This window comes from Micromonospora sp. NPDC051300, from assembly GCF_044455315.1.
Taxonomy (GTDB): Bacteria; Actinomycetota; Actinomycetes; order Mycobacteriales; family Micromonosporaceae; genus Micromonospora; species Micromonospora robiginosa.
The window spans coordinates 13,521-27,768 of the sequence record NZ_JBITEP010000046.1 but is presented as its reverse complement, the minus strand read 5'-3'; the positions used below and the strand labels follow the sequence as shown (position 1 = coordinate 27,768).

The window sequence follows — 14,248 nt, the reverse complement described above, 5'->3', positions numbered from 1 at the left end:
ACACCCCCCGGATCATCCGAACGACAGGGGCAGGAAGTCATACCGGGCCGGGCGACCGAGGGTCCCCGGCTGGGGACGATCAAAAAGGTAACGGGTTACGGGTCTGTGGTCAGGCGGGCGTGTAGGTGTTCGTCGTGTCGGTGGCCGTCGCCGTAGACGTGCGACTCGCGCAGGGTGCCCTCCAAGGCATAGCCGGCGCGCTCGGCGACGCGGCACGAGGCAGGGTTGGCCACCGCGTGCACAGCTCGATGCGGTGCAGCCCGTGCTCGCGGAAGCCCCAGGCGGTGAGCACGGTCACCGCCCGGAGCGCGACACCCCGGCCGCGCGCCTCGGCCACCGTCCAGTAGCCGATCGACGCGTTGCCGCCGCGGATCTCGTTCAGCGACACCGCGCCCAACAGCGCTCCGGCGTCATCGGTCACCGCCAGCGACAGGCGGGTGCCTGAGCTCCGGTCGGCGCGCCACTGCACCCAGTCCAGGGCCCTCGCCAGATCGGTGACGCCCTGGCCGTTCCACCTGTCGATCGCGGGATCGGCGAGCGCGGCCAGCACGGCGGGGGCGTCGTCGTCATGCCAGGCGCGCAGTCGGAGACCCGGCGCGGTGAGCTTCACCTCGTCCATCCGACGGATGATGGCACGCCGCTCCGACGCATCACGACCAGCCTTTCGCTTCAGATTTCAACGAGGCGTCCTACCGCACGGCCTCAAGGTTGAGTGTCGGCAGGCAGGGAGACTTGTTTAAATTTTAATTAGTGTTACTCTTCGGAGCATGACGGAGAGCCTGGACGCGGAGCGGACGGCGTGCTGGCGCGCCTACATCGAGTCGAGCCAGCGGCTGTTCACCCAGCTCGAGGACGACCTGCGCGCCGACAGCGACCTGAGCTTCGCCGACTACCACGTGCTGGTGCTGCTCTCCGAGGCGCCCGGCCAGCGGCTGCGCATGGGTGAGCTGGCCGACCGGCTGGTGTTCTCACCGAGCCGGCTGACCTACCAGATCACCACCATGCAGAAGCGCGGCCTGGTGGCCAAGGAGTCCTGCCCGGCCGACCGGCGCGGCAGCGAGGCCGTGCTCACCGCGGCCGGCCTGCTGAACCTGCGCGAGGCCGCGCCGCACCATCTGCGCTCCGTGCGCGCCCACCTGATCGACGATCTCGACGACGCCGAGGTCGCCTGCCTCACCCGGGTCTTCGAGCGGCTCGGCCGGCGCCTGCGCGCCGACCGCGTCGCGTCGTCCACCCCGGCCGACAAGTAAGGAGACCGCGATGCCCGCGATCACCGTCGACGACGTCCTCGTCCTGCCCCGCCTGCCGAAGCTCGACGAGTCCACCAGCTACCGCCCGGTCCGCCGGGTCACCACCGCGCCCAGCGGCTACGAGGGTGAGGGCTTCCCGGTCCGCCGGGCCTTCGCCGGGGTCTCGATGACCGATCTCGACCCGTTCATCCACCTCGACCAGATGGGCGAGGTGGACTACGCGCCGGGCGAGCCGAAGGGCACCTCGTGGCACCCGCACCGGGGCTTCGAGACGGTGACCTACATGATCGACGGGATCATGGACCACCAGGACTCCACCGGGGGCGGCGGCACCATCACCGACGGCGACACCCAGTGGATGACGGCGGGCAGCGGCCTGCTGCACATCGAGGCCCCGCCGGAGCACCTGGTAATGAGCGGCGGCCTGTTCCACGGCCTGCAGCTCTGGGTCAACCTGCCCCGGGTGGCCAAGATGAGCGCCCCGCGCTACCAGGACATCCGCGGCCGGGAGTCGGCGCTGCTGACCACGCCGGACGGCGGCGGCCTGATCCGGGTGATCGCCGGTGAGGTCGCCGGGCACCGGGGGCCGGGGTCGACCCACACCCCGATCACCATCGCGCACGTGACGTTGCAGCCCGGCGCGGAGCTGAGCCTGCCCTGGCGGGCCGACTTCAACGCGCTGGTCTACGTGCTCGCCGGCCGGGGCACGGTGGGCACCGACCGGCAGCCGATCCACCTGGGTCAGCTCGCCGTGCACGGGCCCGGCGACGCGCTGCGGGTCACCGCCGACCGGACGCAGGACGGCAACACCCCGGCGCTGGAGCTCTACCTGATGGGCGGGCAGCCGATCCGTGAGCCGGTGGCGCACTACGGCCCGTTCGTGATGAACACCCGGGCCGAGCTGATCCAGGCGGTCGAGGACTTCCAGGCCGGCCGGCTCGGCGTCGTCCCGACCGGGCGGGTGCCGCACAGCGACGGTCAGGGCGACCGCCCCTGACCGGTGGAGAACGCCCGGGCGCTCCGGTTCGCCGGTGCGCCCGGGCGGCTCAGGAGACGGCGAAGATCCCGGCCACCCCGAGGATCACCATCAACAGGACCGCCACCAGCGCACCCCGCTCCCCCTCCACGGCCTGGTCGCGGCCGTCGGTCACGGTGTTCGTCGTCTCGGCGGGCATGTCGGTGCCTCCTTGAGTTTCGCGGTCCAGGGGTCCGGGGTACCCCAGGCTCGTAGCACCGCCGCCGACCTGCTGCGTCGTGGTGCGGGGCCCGACCGGGGGTCCTACCGTGTGAGGACGTCATCGACCTCGGGAGGCTGGAACGTGACCCTGCGGGACTGGTTCCTCGCCGCACAGGAACGCGCCAACCCGGGGTCTGAGTTACCCGTCTGGACCGATGGAAACCTCGTCGAGCCGCTCGTTCACGGTGCCGCGTACTTTGACCGGCTGGTCAGCGAGGTGGAGGCGCTGGGCGACGGCGACCACCTGTTCTTCACCGACTGGCGGGGCGACCCGGACCAGCGGATGCGCCCGGACGGGCCGACCGTGGCCCAGTTGTTCGCCCGGGCCGCCCAGCGCGGGGTGATCGTCAAGGGCCTGCTCTGGCGCTCCCACCTCGACACGCTCTCCTACAGCGAGGCGGAGAACCGCGACCTCAGCGAGACCGTCAACGCCGCCGGCGGCGAGGTGCTGCTCGACCAGCGGGTCCGTCGCGGCGGCTCGCACCACCAGAAGCTCGTCGTGCTGCGCCACCCCGGCGACCCGAGCCGCGACGTCGCGTTCGCCGGCGGCATCGACCTGTGCCACAGCCGACGTGACGACGCCACCCACGCCGGCGACCCGCAGCCGGTGGACATGTCCCCCCGGTACGGCCCGACGCCACCCTGGCACGACGTGCAGCTCGCGTTGCGCGGGCCGGTGGTCGGCGCGCTGGACACCACGTTCCGCGAGCGGTGGACCGACCCGATGCCGCTGGACTCGGAGAACCCGCTGGCCTACCTGCGGGACCGGCTGCGTGGTTCGGACCTCACCCCGGACCCGCTGCCCGAACAGCCGGCCGACCCCCCACCGCTCGGGCCGCACCACGTGCAGGTGCTGCGCACCTATCCGGCGGTCCGCCCGCGCTACTCCTTCGCCCCGGACGGCGAGCGCACCGTGGCGCGCGGCTACACCAAGGCGGTACGCCGGGCCCGGCGGCTGATCTACCTGGAGGACCAGTACCTCTGGTCCACCGAGGTGGCCGAGCTGTTCGCCCAGGCGTTGCGCGAGCACCCGGAGCTGCACCTGGTGGCCGTGGTGCCCCGGCACCCGGACGTGGACGGCAAGTGGGCGCTGCCGCCGAACATGGTGGGGCGGGAGCAGGCGCTCTCGCTCTGCCGCCGGGCCGCGCCGGACCGGGTGCACGTGTTCGACGTGGAGAACCACGAGGGCACCCCGGTCTACGTGCACGCCAAGGCCTGCGTGGTCGACGACGTCTGGGCGAGCGTGGGCAGTGACAACTTCAACCGCCGGTCCTGGACCCACGACAGCGAACTGTCCTGCGCGGTCCTCGACGACACCCGCGACGAGCGGGCCCCCGCCGACCCCGCCGGGCTGGGCGACGGCGCCCGCGCCTTCGCCCGGGACCTGCGGTTGCGGCTGTGGCGCGAGCACCTGGACCGCGACCCGGACGGCACGCAGGACGACGACCTGCTGGACCCGGCGGACGCGGTGGCGGCGATCGACGCGGCGGCGGAGGAACTGGACCGCTGGCACGCCGGCGGCCGGGTCGGTCCCCGTCCGCCGGGCCGGTTGCGGCCGCACCGGCCGGAGCGACTGCCCTGGCGTACGCGGGTCTGGGCGCTCCCGGCGTACCGGCTGGTCTACGACCCGGACGGCAGGCCGCTGCGGGCCCGGCGCGCCGGCACCTGGTGAGCGGGCACCGGCTCGTCCTGTGGGTTCGGTCGGGCCGGGTAGGCGAAGGAGACCCGCGGGGAGTAGAAGCCCCAGCAGACGTGCAGCGGGTTCGCCGGGCGCAGCGCGTAGACCGGGTGCTCGGGCGCCAGGAACTCCACCGATTCCACCTCGAACGGGGAGACCGGCTCGGCCACGTACGGATAGTCGGTGACGACCAGCTCGCCGTCGCGGCGGGTGAGGTAGCGGTGGTGGCCGCTGTGCCCCGCGGTGCCGGTGTGCCCGGCCCGTGCGGTGACCCGGATCAGCGGCCGGCCGTCGGCCCAGGTCTCGGCGGTGAGCCGCCCGCCCCGCAGCTCGAGCCGGGTCACGCCCTCGGCGGCCGGGGCGCCGCGCGCGGCGGCGTATTGCCGGACCCGGGTGCTGGACGCCAGGTAGTGCGTCCACCAGCCGCCCGGGGTCTCCCCGTCCGGTGGCGCGGTGTCCGCCAGTGAGACACCGAGGTAGGTGAGCGAGTAGGCGCCGAAGCCGGAGGTCTGCGTCTCGTCGTCGACGACGTACTGGCAGGAGAAGACCTGCCGCTCGGGGTGCGGACGGAGCCCGGCCGGGACCAGCGCCTCGGCCGCGCCGGGGTCCGCCGGGAGCCAGCTGAACAGCAGCGTCCGGGCGTTGATGACGAGTTGCGGCGCGGCGGGATCCAGCACGGTGCCTCCGTAGACGTGTCCACACGGACGCTACGGGCGGTCCCATCGGCGGGACAACGACAGAAAGTCGACAGTGCACGCCACCTGTCGGGTTCTTCCTTGACCGATCGGCGGACCATCTGCGCCGACTATGCCCTCATTCAGGCTTTTTCTAACCCGATGCACCTTAAGTACATCGTACTTTCGGCTGGCTTTTTCTCGACCGAACAGGTTACGGTTGCTCCCGAACGGACCAGTTAAACCTAAACCAAAGCGTCTCTTCTTTTTTCTCCGCGGACGAGGTGCAGGGAGGACCACCATGACCGCCCACACGATGAGCGCCCCGGCGACGACACGGCCGGCCGGCTCCGCGAAGCTCGACCCCCGCTCGCTCACCGACAGCGCCGCCAACCTGCTCGACACGATGGCGGCGCTGCCGACGAACCACCCGTCGCGGGCGGCCCTGCGCGACCGCGCCATCGAGGCGTGGCTGCCGCTGGCCAACCACCTCGCCCACCGCTACAGCGGCCGGGGCGAGCCCAACGACGACCTGGCGCAGACCGCCGCGATCGGCCTGATCAAGGCGATCGACAAGTTCGACCCGTCCCGCGGCGTCGACTTCGCCGGCTACGCCATCCCGACCATCATCGGCGAACTCAAGCGGCACTTCCGCGACCGCACCTGGGACATCCGGGTGCCGCGCCGGCTCCAGGAGCTGCGCCTGGCGATCTCCGACGCCAACAGCACGCTGCTGCAGACGCTCGGCCGCTCGCCGACGGTCGCCGACATCGCCGCCCACCTCAAGGTCACCGAGGAAGAGGTGCTGGAGGGCCTGGAGGGCGCCCGCGCCTACAACGCGGTGTCGCTGTCCACCCCCACGGGTGACGGCGAGCGCGCCACCGAGCTGGGCGACCTGCTCGGCGGCGAGGACGGCGAGTTCGAGCTGGCCGAGATGCGGGTCGCCCTCGGCCCGGCGCTGGCCACGCTCGACAAGCGCGAGCAGAAGATCCTCACGCTGCGCTTCTACGGCAACCTGACCCAGTCGCAGATCGCCGAGCAGATCGGCGTCTCGCAGATGCACGTGTCCCGGCTGCTGGCCCGGGCGCTGACCAAGCTGCGCGGCCAGCTCGACGGCACCTACTAGGAACACGCGCAACGGCCCGGTCGGCGACACGCCGCCCGGGCCGTTCCGCGTGCGCCCGGATGAAAGGCGGGGCCCCCTCTTAACGGATTCGGTAGAGGCGGGGCCCCCGCTTAACACCCCGCCTGCGGCGCGCGGCTCACCCCGCCGGGTCACGGGACGTTCGACCTCGGCGCCGACGGGCGGTGTTAACAGGGGGCCCTTCCTCTACCACACGCGTTAAGAGGGGGCCCCGCCTTCCTCCCGGGGCGGGTGCGAGAGTGGGGGCGTGCTCGCCGACGTGTCCCTCGACCTGCCGGTCCGGCCGGTGCTGCCCACCCTTGTCGACGCGCTGCGCCGGCGGGGCGCCGGCGTCCTGGTGGCGCCGCCGGGCACCGGCAAGACCACCACCGCCCCGTTCGCGGTCGCGGACGCGGTCACCGGCCGGGTGGTGATCGCCCAGCCCCGACGGGTGGCCGCCCGCGCCGCCGCGCACCGGATGGCCGCCCTGCTCGGGGAACGCGTCGGCGAACGGGTCGGCTACGCGGTACGCGGCGAGCGGCGGACCGGGCCGCGTACCCGCATCGAGGTGGTCACCACCGGCCTGCTGGTACGCCGCCTGCACCACGACCCGGAGCTGCCCGGCGTGGCCGCGGTGCTGCTGGACGAGTGCCACGAGCGGCAGCTCGACGCCGACCTGGCGCTGGCGTTCAGCGTGGAGGCCCGCGCCACGCTGCGCCCCGACCTCTGGCTGCTCGCGATGTCGGCGACGCCGCAGGCGGACCAGTTCGCCGCCCTGCTCGGCGGCGACGAGGCGGCGCCGGTCGTCCGGGCCGAGGCAGCCCTGCACTCGGTCGAGCGGATCTGGGCGCCGCCCCCGCGACCGGTCGTCCCGCCGGGCGCGGGCCGGGTCGACCCGGCGCTGCTGGACCACGTGGCCGCCACGGTCCGCCGGGCACTGCGCGAACGCGGCGGCGACGTGCTCGTCTTCCTGCCCGGCGCGGGCGAGATCGCGGCCGTCACGGGGCGGTTGGCGGACCTGCGTGACACGGTCGACGTGCTGCCGCTGCACGGCCGGCTCTCCCCGGCCGCCCAGGACGCGGCGCTGACCCCGCCGGCGGCGCCCACAGGCGCCGGAGCCGCCCGCACAGGGGACGGCGTCGGAGCCTCCGCCACGGGTGCCGGGGGCACGAGGGCCACAGGTGGCGGGGCGGGAGGGGCTCGGCGGCGGGTGGTGCTGGCCACCGCGGTGGCGGAGAGCAGCCTGACCGTCCCCGGGGTGCGGGTCGTGGTGGACGCCGGGCTGAGCCGGGTGCCGCGTACGGATCTGGCCCGGGGGCTGGGCGCGCTCGTCACCGTGGCGGTGTCGCGTGCGGCGGCCACCCAGCGGGCCGGGCGGGCCGGGCGGGAGGCGCCGGGCACGGTCTACCGCTGCTGGTCGGAGGCGACGCACGCCCGGCTCGCCCCGCAGCCGGAGCCGGAGATCGCCACCGCCGACCTGACGGGGTTCGCGCTCGAGCTGGCCGCCTGGGGCGCGCCCGACGGCACCGGCCTGGCCCTGCCCGACCCGCCGCCGCCGGCCGCGTTGACCGTCGCCCGGGAGACGCTTGCCACGCTCGGCGCGGTCGACGTCGACGGTCGGATCACCCCGCGGGGGCGGGCGATGGCGACGGTCGGCGCCCATCCCCGGCTGGCCCGGGCGCTGCTGGACGGCGCGCCGCGGGTCGGGGCCGACCGGGCGGCCGAGGTGGTGGCGATGCTCGCCGAGGAGACGCTGGGCGGCGCCGGGGACGACCTGCCGGCCCGGTGGCGCCGGATGCGGGCCGCCGTCGATCCGGCGGCCACCGCCCGGTGGCGGAACGAGGTACGCCGCCTGCGCGCGGCCCTGCCGGCGCCGCGCCGCCCGGATCGCTCCGCACCCGCCGACGTCGCCGACCGCCCGCGGGAGGGCGTTGGCCCGGCAGGCGTTCAGCCGCAGCGGCCCGACGGGATTACCGCCGGCCGGCCCCGGCGGGACGAGAGGGTCACCGACAGCCGATCCCGGCGGGTCGGCGAACCGGCGGACACCGCGCCGCAGCGGCTGCCCGACGATCTGGCCGCGGGGCTGCTGGCCGGGTTGGCGTACCCGGAACGGTTGGCCCGGGTGCGGCGGGCCGGCGGGTCCGCGTACCTGATGGCGGGCGGGACCGAGGCGGAGCTGGCGGCCGGGTCGGGGCTGGCCGGGTCGACGTGGCTGGCGGTCGCGGTGGCCGACCGCTCCCCGGGCGCGCCGGCTGCCCGGGTGCGGCTGGCCGCGCCGGTCGACGAGGCCACCGCCCGCGAGGCCGGGTCGGCGCTGCTGCGCACCGGTCGGGAGGTCGCCTGGTCCGGCGGGGACGTGGTGGCCCGGGAGGTGGTCCGGCTCGGCGCCGTCGTGCTCGTCGACCGGCCGCTGGCCGCGCCGGAGCCGGAGCTGGTCGCGGCGGCGGTGCGGGACGGGCTGCGGCAGGAGGGTACGGGGTTGCTCCGGTGGACGCCGGAGGCGACCGCGCTGCGTCGCCGGCTGGCCTTCTGCCGGCAGGCGCTCGGTGACGACTGGCCGGACGTGTCCGACGCCGCGCTGGCGGACGCCGCACCGGTCTGGCTGGGCCCGGAGCTGTCCCGGGCCCGCCGCCGGGCAGACCTGGCCCGGGTGGACGTGGCCTCGGCGTTGCGCCGGCTGCTCGACTGGCGGCAGGCGGCGCGCCTGGACGAGGTGGCACCGGAGCGGCTGCCGGTGCCCAGCGGCTCGCGGGTCCGGCTGGACTACTCCGATCCGGCGGCCCCGGTGCTCGCGGTGAAGCTCCAGGAGACGTTCGGCTGGCGGGACGCGCCGCGGATCGCCGACGGCCGGGTGCCGGTGCTGCTGCACCTGCTCTCGCCGGCCGGCCGGCCGGTGGCGGTGACGGCGGACCTGGCCTCGTTCTGGCGCGGCGGCTATCCGCAGGTGCGGGCGGAGATGCGGGGGCGCTATCCGCGGCACCCGTGGCCGGAGGACCCGACCACGGCCGAGCCGACCCGCCGGGCCAGCCCGCGCCGGCGGTGAGCCGGGCGGCTCACTCCTCGACGACGTCGGCGACGACCACGGTGATGTTGTCCGGGCCGCCGGCCCGCAGCGCGAGGTCGATGAGCCGGGCCGCGCAGGCGTCGCGCTCCAGGCGCTCGTTGAGCACCTCGGTGAGGGTGTCGGCGCGGACCACGTTGGAGAGGCCGTCGCTGCACAGCAGCCAGCGGTCGCCGGCCCGCGGCACCATGGTCGCGTACGCCGGGGAGACCTGGTCGCCCTGCAACGCCTGGGTGACCACCGCGCGGCGGGGGTGGCTGCTCGCCTGGTCGGGGGTGATCAGGCCCTGGTCGACGAGCATCTGCACGAAGGTGTCGTCGCGGGTGACCTGCTTGAGCACGCCGTCGCGGAACAGGTAGGCCCGGGAGTCGCCGACGTGGGCCAGCGCCAGGCAGCTACCGGTGCGGGCGAACAGCAACGCGGTGAGCGTGGTGCCCATGCCCTGGCGTTCCGGGTCCTCCTCGACCGCCCGGCGGATCCCCACGGTGGCCTGCTCGATCGCGCCCTGCAGCGCGGCGACCAGCGCGTGCTCCGGCGTCTCCACGTCCAGCGGGGCGATCGCGTCGATCGCGATGCGGCTGGCCAGGTCGCCGGCCGCCATGCCGCCCATGCCGTCGGCGACCGCGACAAGCCAGGCGCCCGAGTGCTGGGCGTCCTGGTTGCCGCTGCGGATCAGCCCACGGTCGCTCGCTCCGACGGAACGAAGCTTCAGGGTCATGGGACGCAGCCTGCCAGGTCGGGGACTCGGTTGTCTCTAGGAGATCAGCATCATCGTACGTGGCGCGGTGAATCTCACTGCGCACGGGCGTACGCGCGCCATCGGACCGGATCGATTGACAGCGGCGGAACGCGGTGGAAACATCGGCCTGATATTGGGAGCGCTCCCAGCTCCCGTGCTCTCTCCCACCACCCCCGAGCACGGAAGGAACCTCCGTGACCCGATCCCGTCGTCGGCTGGTCGCGCTCACCGCGACCGCCGCGCTGGCCCTCACCGGTCTGACCGCCGGTCCGGCCCTTGCCGAAGTACCCCCGGACGCCCCCGAACAACTGCGCAACGGCGACTTCAGCGCCGGCGTCTCCCCCTGGTTCTCCTACGGCACCGGCGAGCTGGCGGTCACCGACGGCCGGCTCTGCACCACCGTCGCCGCCGGCACGGCGAACCCGTGGGACGCCGGCATCGGCCAGGACGCGGTGCCGCTGATCTCCGGCGCCGAGTACGAGCTGTCCTTCGACGTCTCCGCCACCCCCGGCGCGGCCCTCAAGGCGGTGCTCCAGCTCGGCAGCGCGCCCTACACGACGTACGCGAGCGTGGACGCCACCGCCACCGGCACCGCGAAGCACGTCAGCACCACGTTCACCGCGCCGGCCGACAACGCCGGCGCCCAGCTCATCTTCCAGGTCGGCGGCAGCGCGCAGGCGCAGACGTTCTGCCTCGACAACGTGTCGCTGCGCGGCGGCGAGGCGGCCCCGCCCTACGAGCCGGACACCGGGCCGCGGGTCCGGGTCAACCAGGTCGGCTACCTGCCCGGTGGCCCGAAGCACGCCACCGTGGTCACCGACGCCACCGAGGCGCTGGGCTGGCAACTGAAGTCCGCCGCCGGCGCGGTGGTGGCCGACGGCCGGACCACGCCGCGCGGCGTGGACGACGCCTCCGCGCAGAACGTGCAGACCGTCGACTTCTCCGCCTACCGCACGCCGGGCACCGGCTACACGCTGACCGTCGACGGCGAGACCAGCCACCCGTTCGACATCTCCGGTACGCTCTACGACCGGCTGCGCGCCGACTCGCTGCAGTTCTTCTACGCCCAGCGCAGCGGCATCGCGATCGACGGCGACCTGATCGGCGAGGAGTACGCCCGCCCGGCCGGCCACCTCGACGTCGCGCCCAACAAGGGCGACACCGACGTGCCCTGCCAGCCCGGCGTCTGCGACTACAAGCTGGACGTGCGCGGCGGCTGGTACGACGCCGGCGACCACGGCAAGTACGTGGTCAACGGCGGCATCGCCACCTACCAGCTCCTCAACGCGTTCGAGCGGACCAAGACCGCGGAGACCGCCGACGGCGGCGCCGCCCTCGGCGACGCCACGCTGCGGGTGCCCGAGCGCGGCAACGCCGTCCCGGACGTCCTCGACGAGGCCCGCTGGGAGCTGGACTTCCTGATGCGGATGCAGGTGCCGGCCGGCAAGCCGCTGGCCGGGATGGTCCACCACAAGATCCACGACCAGAACTGGACCGGCCTGCCGCTCGCCCCGCAGGACGACCCGCAGCCGCGTGAGCTGCACCCGCCGTCCACCGCCGCCACGCTCAACCTGGCCGCCGTCGCCGCCCAGTGCGCGCGGCTGTTCGCGCCGTACGACGCCGCCTACGCGGCCCGCTGCGGCACCGCCGCGAAGACCGCCTACGCGGCGGCCAAGGCGCACCCGGTGATCTACGCCTCGGCCAGCGACGGCACCGGCGGCGGCGCGTACGACGACACGAACGTCACCGACGAGTTCTACTGGGCGGCGGTCGAGCTGTGGCTGACCACCGGCGACAAGGCCTACCTGGCCGACGTCACCGGCTCGCCGCTGCACACCGCCGACGTGTTCACCGCCAACGGCGCGTTCGGCTGGCAGAGCGTGGCCGCGCTGGGCCGCCTCGACCTGGCCACCGTGCCGAACACGCTGCCGGCCGCGGAGAAGACCCGGATCCGCGCCTCGGTCACCGCCGCCGCGGACCGCTACCTGGCCACGGTCGCCGACCAGGCGTACGGGCTGGCGATGCCGGGCACCGCCGACGCGTACGTCTGGGGCAGCAACAGCAACCTGGTGAACAACGCGATCGTGCTGGCCACCGCGTTCGACCTGAGCCGGGACGCGAAGTACCGGGACGGGGCGGTGCAGAGCGCCGACTACCTGTTCGGCCGCAACGCGCTCAACATGTCGTACGTGACCGGCTGGGGCGAGCAGAACGCGCACAACCAGCACAGCCGGATCTTTGGCAACCAGTTGGACCCGGCCCTGCCGAACCCGCCGGCCGGCTCGCTCGCCGGTGGCCCGAACGCGGCCCTGCAGGACCCGTACGCGGCGAACCTGCTCGCCGGCTGCGCGCCGATGTTCTGCTACGTCGACAACATCAACTCGTACGCGACGAACGAGGTGGCGATCAACTGGAACTCGGCGCTGGCCTGGCTCGCCTCGTTCCTGGCCGACCAGGGTGACGCGGCGGCCGTGCCGGCGCCCACCTGCGCGGTCACGTACACCACCCACGGGAGCTGGCCGACCGGCTTCACCACCCAGGTGACGGTGCGCAACACCGGCACGAAGGCGGTGAACGGGTGGAGCCTGCGCTGGGCGTTCCTCGCCGACCAGAAGGTGAGCCACGCCTGGTCGGCGCAGGTCAGCCAGTCCGGCGCCACGGTCACCGCGAAGAACCTCCCGTGGAACGCGAAGCTGGCACCGGGCGCGTCCACCACCTTCGGCCTGAACGGCACCGGCTCCGCCGCCCCCAACCCCGACCCCACCCTGATCATTCTCAACGGAAAGTCCTGCGCGGTCTCCTGACCGCCGTCGTGCGGTGGTGGCGCCTCGTCCGGTGCCACCACCGCCGATCGGTGGAACCGCCGGGTACGGTCCGCAGATGGCGTATCTGCTCCTGGCTCTCGCGATCACGGCCGAGGTGGTCGGCACCAGCCTGCTCAAGGCGAGCGACGGGTTCACCCGGCTCTGGCCGACGGTCGGCCTGGTGGCGTGTTACCTCGCCGCGTTCGGGCTGCTCGCCCTCGTGGTGCGGGACGTCCCGGTCGGGGTGGCGTACGCGATCTGGTCCGGGCTGGGCACCGCCGCCATCATGGCGGTCGGCGCGGCGTTCCTCGGCGAGCCGCTGAGCGTGACGAAGGTGGTCGGGGCCGGTCTGGTCATCGCCGGCGTGGTGGTCCTCAACCTCGGCGGGGCCCACTGAGCCGGCGCATCGCCATCCGGTCGGCCGGGTCGAGCCCGAGCGCCGCCTCGGCCGCGAGCAGCCCGGTCAGCCCCGGGGTCAGCTCGGACGCGGCAAGCTCGCGGAAGCCGTAGCGCGCGTAGTACGGCCCGTTCCACGGCACCGACCGGAACGTGGTCAGCGTCAACGCCGGTAGCCCCTGCCCCGCCGCCCACTCCGCCACCTCGTCGAGCAGCCGCCGACCGATGCCCCGCCGCGCGTACGCCGGGTCGACGCTGAGCTGCTGCACGTGCGCGGCCCCGTCGACGAGGTCGACGAGGGCGAACGCGATCGGGCGGTCGGCCGGGTCGACGGCGACCCACAGCCGGCCGGCGCGCTGCCCGGCGGCCAGCGCGTCGAGCGGCAGCGGCGGCATGTCGGCCACCCGGTGCATGCCGATCTCCCGGAACGGGGCGCCGGAGGCCACCTCGATCCGCTGCACCTCGGTCAGCTCGTCGGCCCGGGCGATCCGGCTGCGGTGCTCCACAACACCGACCCTGGCAGAGCGGGCGGGCCGGGGCGAGCGGATTTCGGCGTACCCTGCACCGGTGACTCTCCCGCTGCCGGCCGGCGACTTCCGCGCGTACCTGTTCGACTGCGACGGCACGATCGTCGACTCGATGCCGGTGCACCACCGGGCCTGGTGCGCGGCGCTGGCGGAGTGGGGCTGCGAGTTCCCCGAGGACCTGTTCTACGCGTGGGGCGGCCGGCCGGTCGCCGACATCGTCGTGGACCTCAACCGGCGGCACGGGCTGACCATGCCGGTCGAGGTGGTGGCCCGCCGCCGGGAGGACCTGTTCCAGGAGTTGCTGCCCGGGGTGACCGCGGTGCCGGAGGTGCTGGCGCACATCGAGGACGGGCACGGGCGGCTGCCGTTCGCGGTGGTGTCCGGCAGCACCCGGGAGTCGGTGACCGCCTCGCTGACCGCGCTGGGGCTGCTCGACCGCTTCGACACGCTTGTCTGCGCCGAGGACTGCGCCCGTCCCAAGCCCGACCCGGAGGGCTACCTGCTGGCCGCCCGCCGGCTCGGCGTCGACCCGGCCGACTGCCTGGTCTTCGAGGACACCGACCTCGGGGTGGCGGCCGCGACGGCGGCGGGCATGCCGTCGGTCCGGGTGCCGCATCCCCGGGAGCGCGCGACCAGCCGATGACCGCGTCGGAACCAGGCGGAGATCCTGAGGTTCCACGCCGACCGGTCTCGACCGGACGGTCACGACCGGTCGGCACGGCGGCACGGCGACAACGCGTGACGGCCCTACGAGGCATC

At 74.2% G+C, this 14,248-nt stretch carries 13 protein-coding genes; 8 read left to right on the top strand and 5 right to left on the bottom strand.

What is annotated here, in order from left to right; all coding sequences use genetic code 11:
• Positions 1-109 precede the first annotated feature (109 nt).
• The gene (locus tag ACIA5A_RS29575; RefSeq protein WP_396767842.1) at positions 110-619 is read right to left on the bottom strand and encodes a GNAT family N-acetyltransferase; all 510 of its coding nucleotides are present in this window, start codon (positions 617-619) and stop codon (positions 110-112) included.
• 148 nt (positions 620-767) lie between these two features.
• Between ACIA5A_RS29575 and ACIA5A_RS29570 the strand changes: the two genes are divergently transcribed.
• Positions 768-1,250: a MarR family winged helix-turn-helix transcriptional regulator gene (locus ACIA5A_RS29570; protein ID WP_396767840.1), complete on the top strand. Its 483-nt coding sequence runs from the start codon at positions 768-770 to the stop codon at positions 1,248-1,250.
• 10 nt (positions 1,251-1,260) lie between these two features.
• Positions 1,261-2,247 (top strand): pirin family protein, encoded by a 987-nt coding sequence (locus tag ACIA5A_RS29565; protein ID WP_396767838.1) that lies wholly within the window; start codon positions 1,261-1,263, stop codon positions 2,245-2,247.
• Between the two features lie 49 nt (positions 2,248-2,296).
• Here ACIA5A_RS29565 and ACIA5A_RS29560 read toward each other — a convergent pair whose 3' ends face one another.
• Positions 2,297-2,425 (bottom strand): hypothetical protein, encoded by a 129-nt coding sequence (locus ACIA5A_RS29560; RefSeq protein WP_255563042.1) that lies wholly within the window; start codon positions 2,423-2,425, stop codon positions 2,297-2,299.
• A gap of 144 nt (positions 2,426-2,569) precedes the next feature.
• Here ACIA5A_RS29560 and ACIA5A_RS29555 point away from each other — a divergent pair, with 144 nt between their 5' ends.
• Positions 2,570-4,159: a phospholipase D family protein gene (locus ACIA5A_RS29555; protein ID WP_396767835.1), complete on the top strand. Its 1,590-nt coding sequence runs from the start codon at positions 2,570-2,572 to the stop codon at positions 4,157-4,159.
• On the opposite strand, the gene ACIA5A_RS29550 is transcribed toward ACIA5A_RS29555, so the two are convergent.
• Positions 4,108-4,842 carry a hypothetical protein gene (locus tag ACIA5A_RS29550; RefSeq protein WP_396767833.1) on the bottom strand — a complete coding sequence of 245 codons (735 nt, stop codon included), beginning with the start codon at positions 4,840-4,842 and terminating at the stop codon, positions 4,108-4,110. The two genes, ACIA5A_RS29555 and ACIA5A_RS29550, sit on opposite strands and share 52 nt — an antisense overlap.
• Before the next feature lie 298 nt (positions 4,843-5,140).
• Between ACIA5A_RS29550 and ACIA5A_RS29545 the strand changes: the two genes are divergently transcribed.
• Both ACIA5A_RS29545 and ACIA5A_RS29540 read left to right on the top strand, forming a co-directional pair.
• Entirely contained in the window at positions 5,141-5,965 is an 825-nt protein-coding gene (locus ACIA5A_RS29545) for a SigB/SigF/SigG family RNA polymerase sigma factor (RefSeq protein ID WP_396767831.1), read from the top strand.
• Between the two features lie 265 nt (positions 5,966-6,230).
• Positions 6,231-9,005, top strand: a complete 2,775-nt coding sequence (locus ACIA5A_RS29540) for an ATP-dependent RNA helicase (protein ID WP_396767829.1) — start codon at positions 6,231-6,233, stop codon at positions 9,003-9,005.
• Positions 9,006-9,015: 10 nt separating this feature from the next.
• Here the strand turns inward: ACIA5A_RS29540 and ACIA5A_RS29535 are convergent, their stop codons facing one another.
• Positions 9,016-9,741, bottom strand: coding sequence for a PP2C family protein-serine/threonine phosphatase (locus ACIA5A_RS29535; protein ID WP_396767827.1), 726 nt, complete (start codon positions 9,739-9,741; stop codon positions 9,016-9,018).
• Between the two features lie 215 nt (positions 9,742-9,956).
• Between ACIA5A_RS29535 and ACIA5A_RS29530 the strand changes: the two genes are divergently transcribed.
• Together ACIA5A_RS29530 and ACIA5A_RS29525 are read left to right on the top strand one after the other, a co-directional pair.
• Positions 9,957-12,566: a glycoside hydrolase family 9 protein gene (locus ACIA5A_RS29530; RefSeq protein WP_396767825.1), complete on the top strand. Its 2,610-nt coding sequence runs from the start codon at positions 9,957-9,959 to the stop codon at positions 12,564-12,566.
• A 76-nt stretch (positions 12,567-12,642) separates the two neighbouring features.
• Entirely contained in the window at positions 12,643-12,963 is a 321-nt protein-coding gene (locus ACIA5A_RS29525; RefSeq protein ID WP_091578394.1) for a multidrug efflux SMR transporter, read from the top strand.
• On the opposite strand, the gene ACIA5A_RS29520 is transcribed toward ACIA5A_RS29525, so the two are convergent.
• Entirely contained in the window at positions 12,941-13,468 is a 528-nt protein-coding gene (locus tag ACIA5A_RS29520) for a GNAT family N-acetyltransferase (RefSeq protein ID WP_396767822.1), read from the bottom strand. The two genes, ACIA5A_RS29525 and ACIA5A_RS29520, sit on opposite strands and share 23 nt — an antisense overlap.
• Before the next feature lie 61 nt (positions 13,469-13,529).
• Here ACIA5A_RS29520 and ACIA5A_RS29515 point away from each other — a divergent pair, with 61 nt between their 5' ends.
• Positions 13,530-14,132, top strand: a complete 603-nt coding sequence (locus tag ACIA5A_RS29515; protein ID WP_396767820.1) for an HAD family hydrolase — start codon at positions 13,530-13,532, stop codon at positions 14,130-14,132.
• Positions 14,133-14,248: the final 116 nt, after the last annotated feature.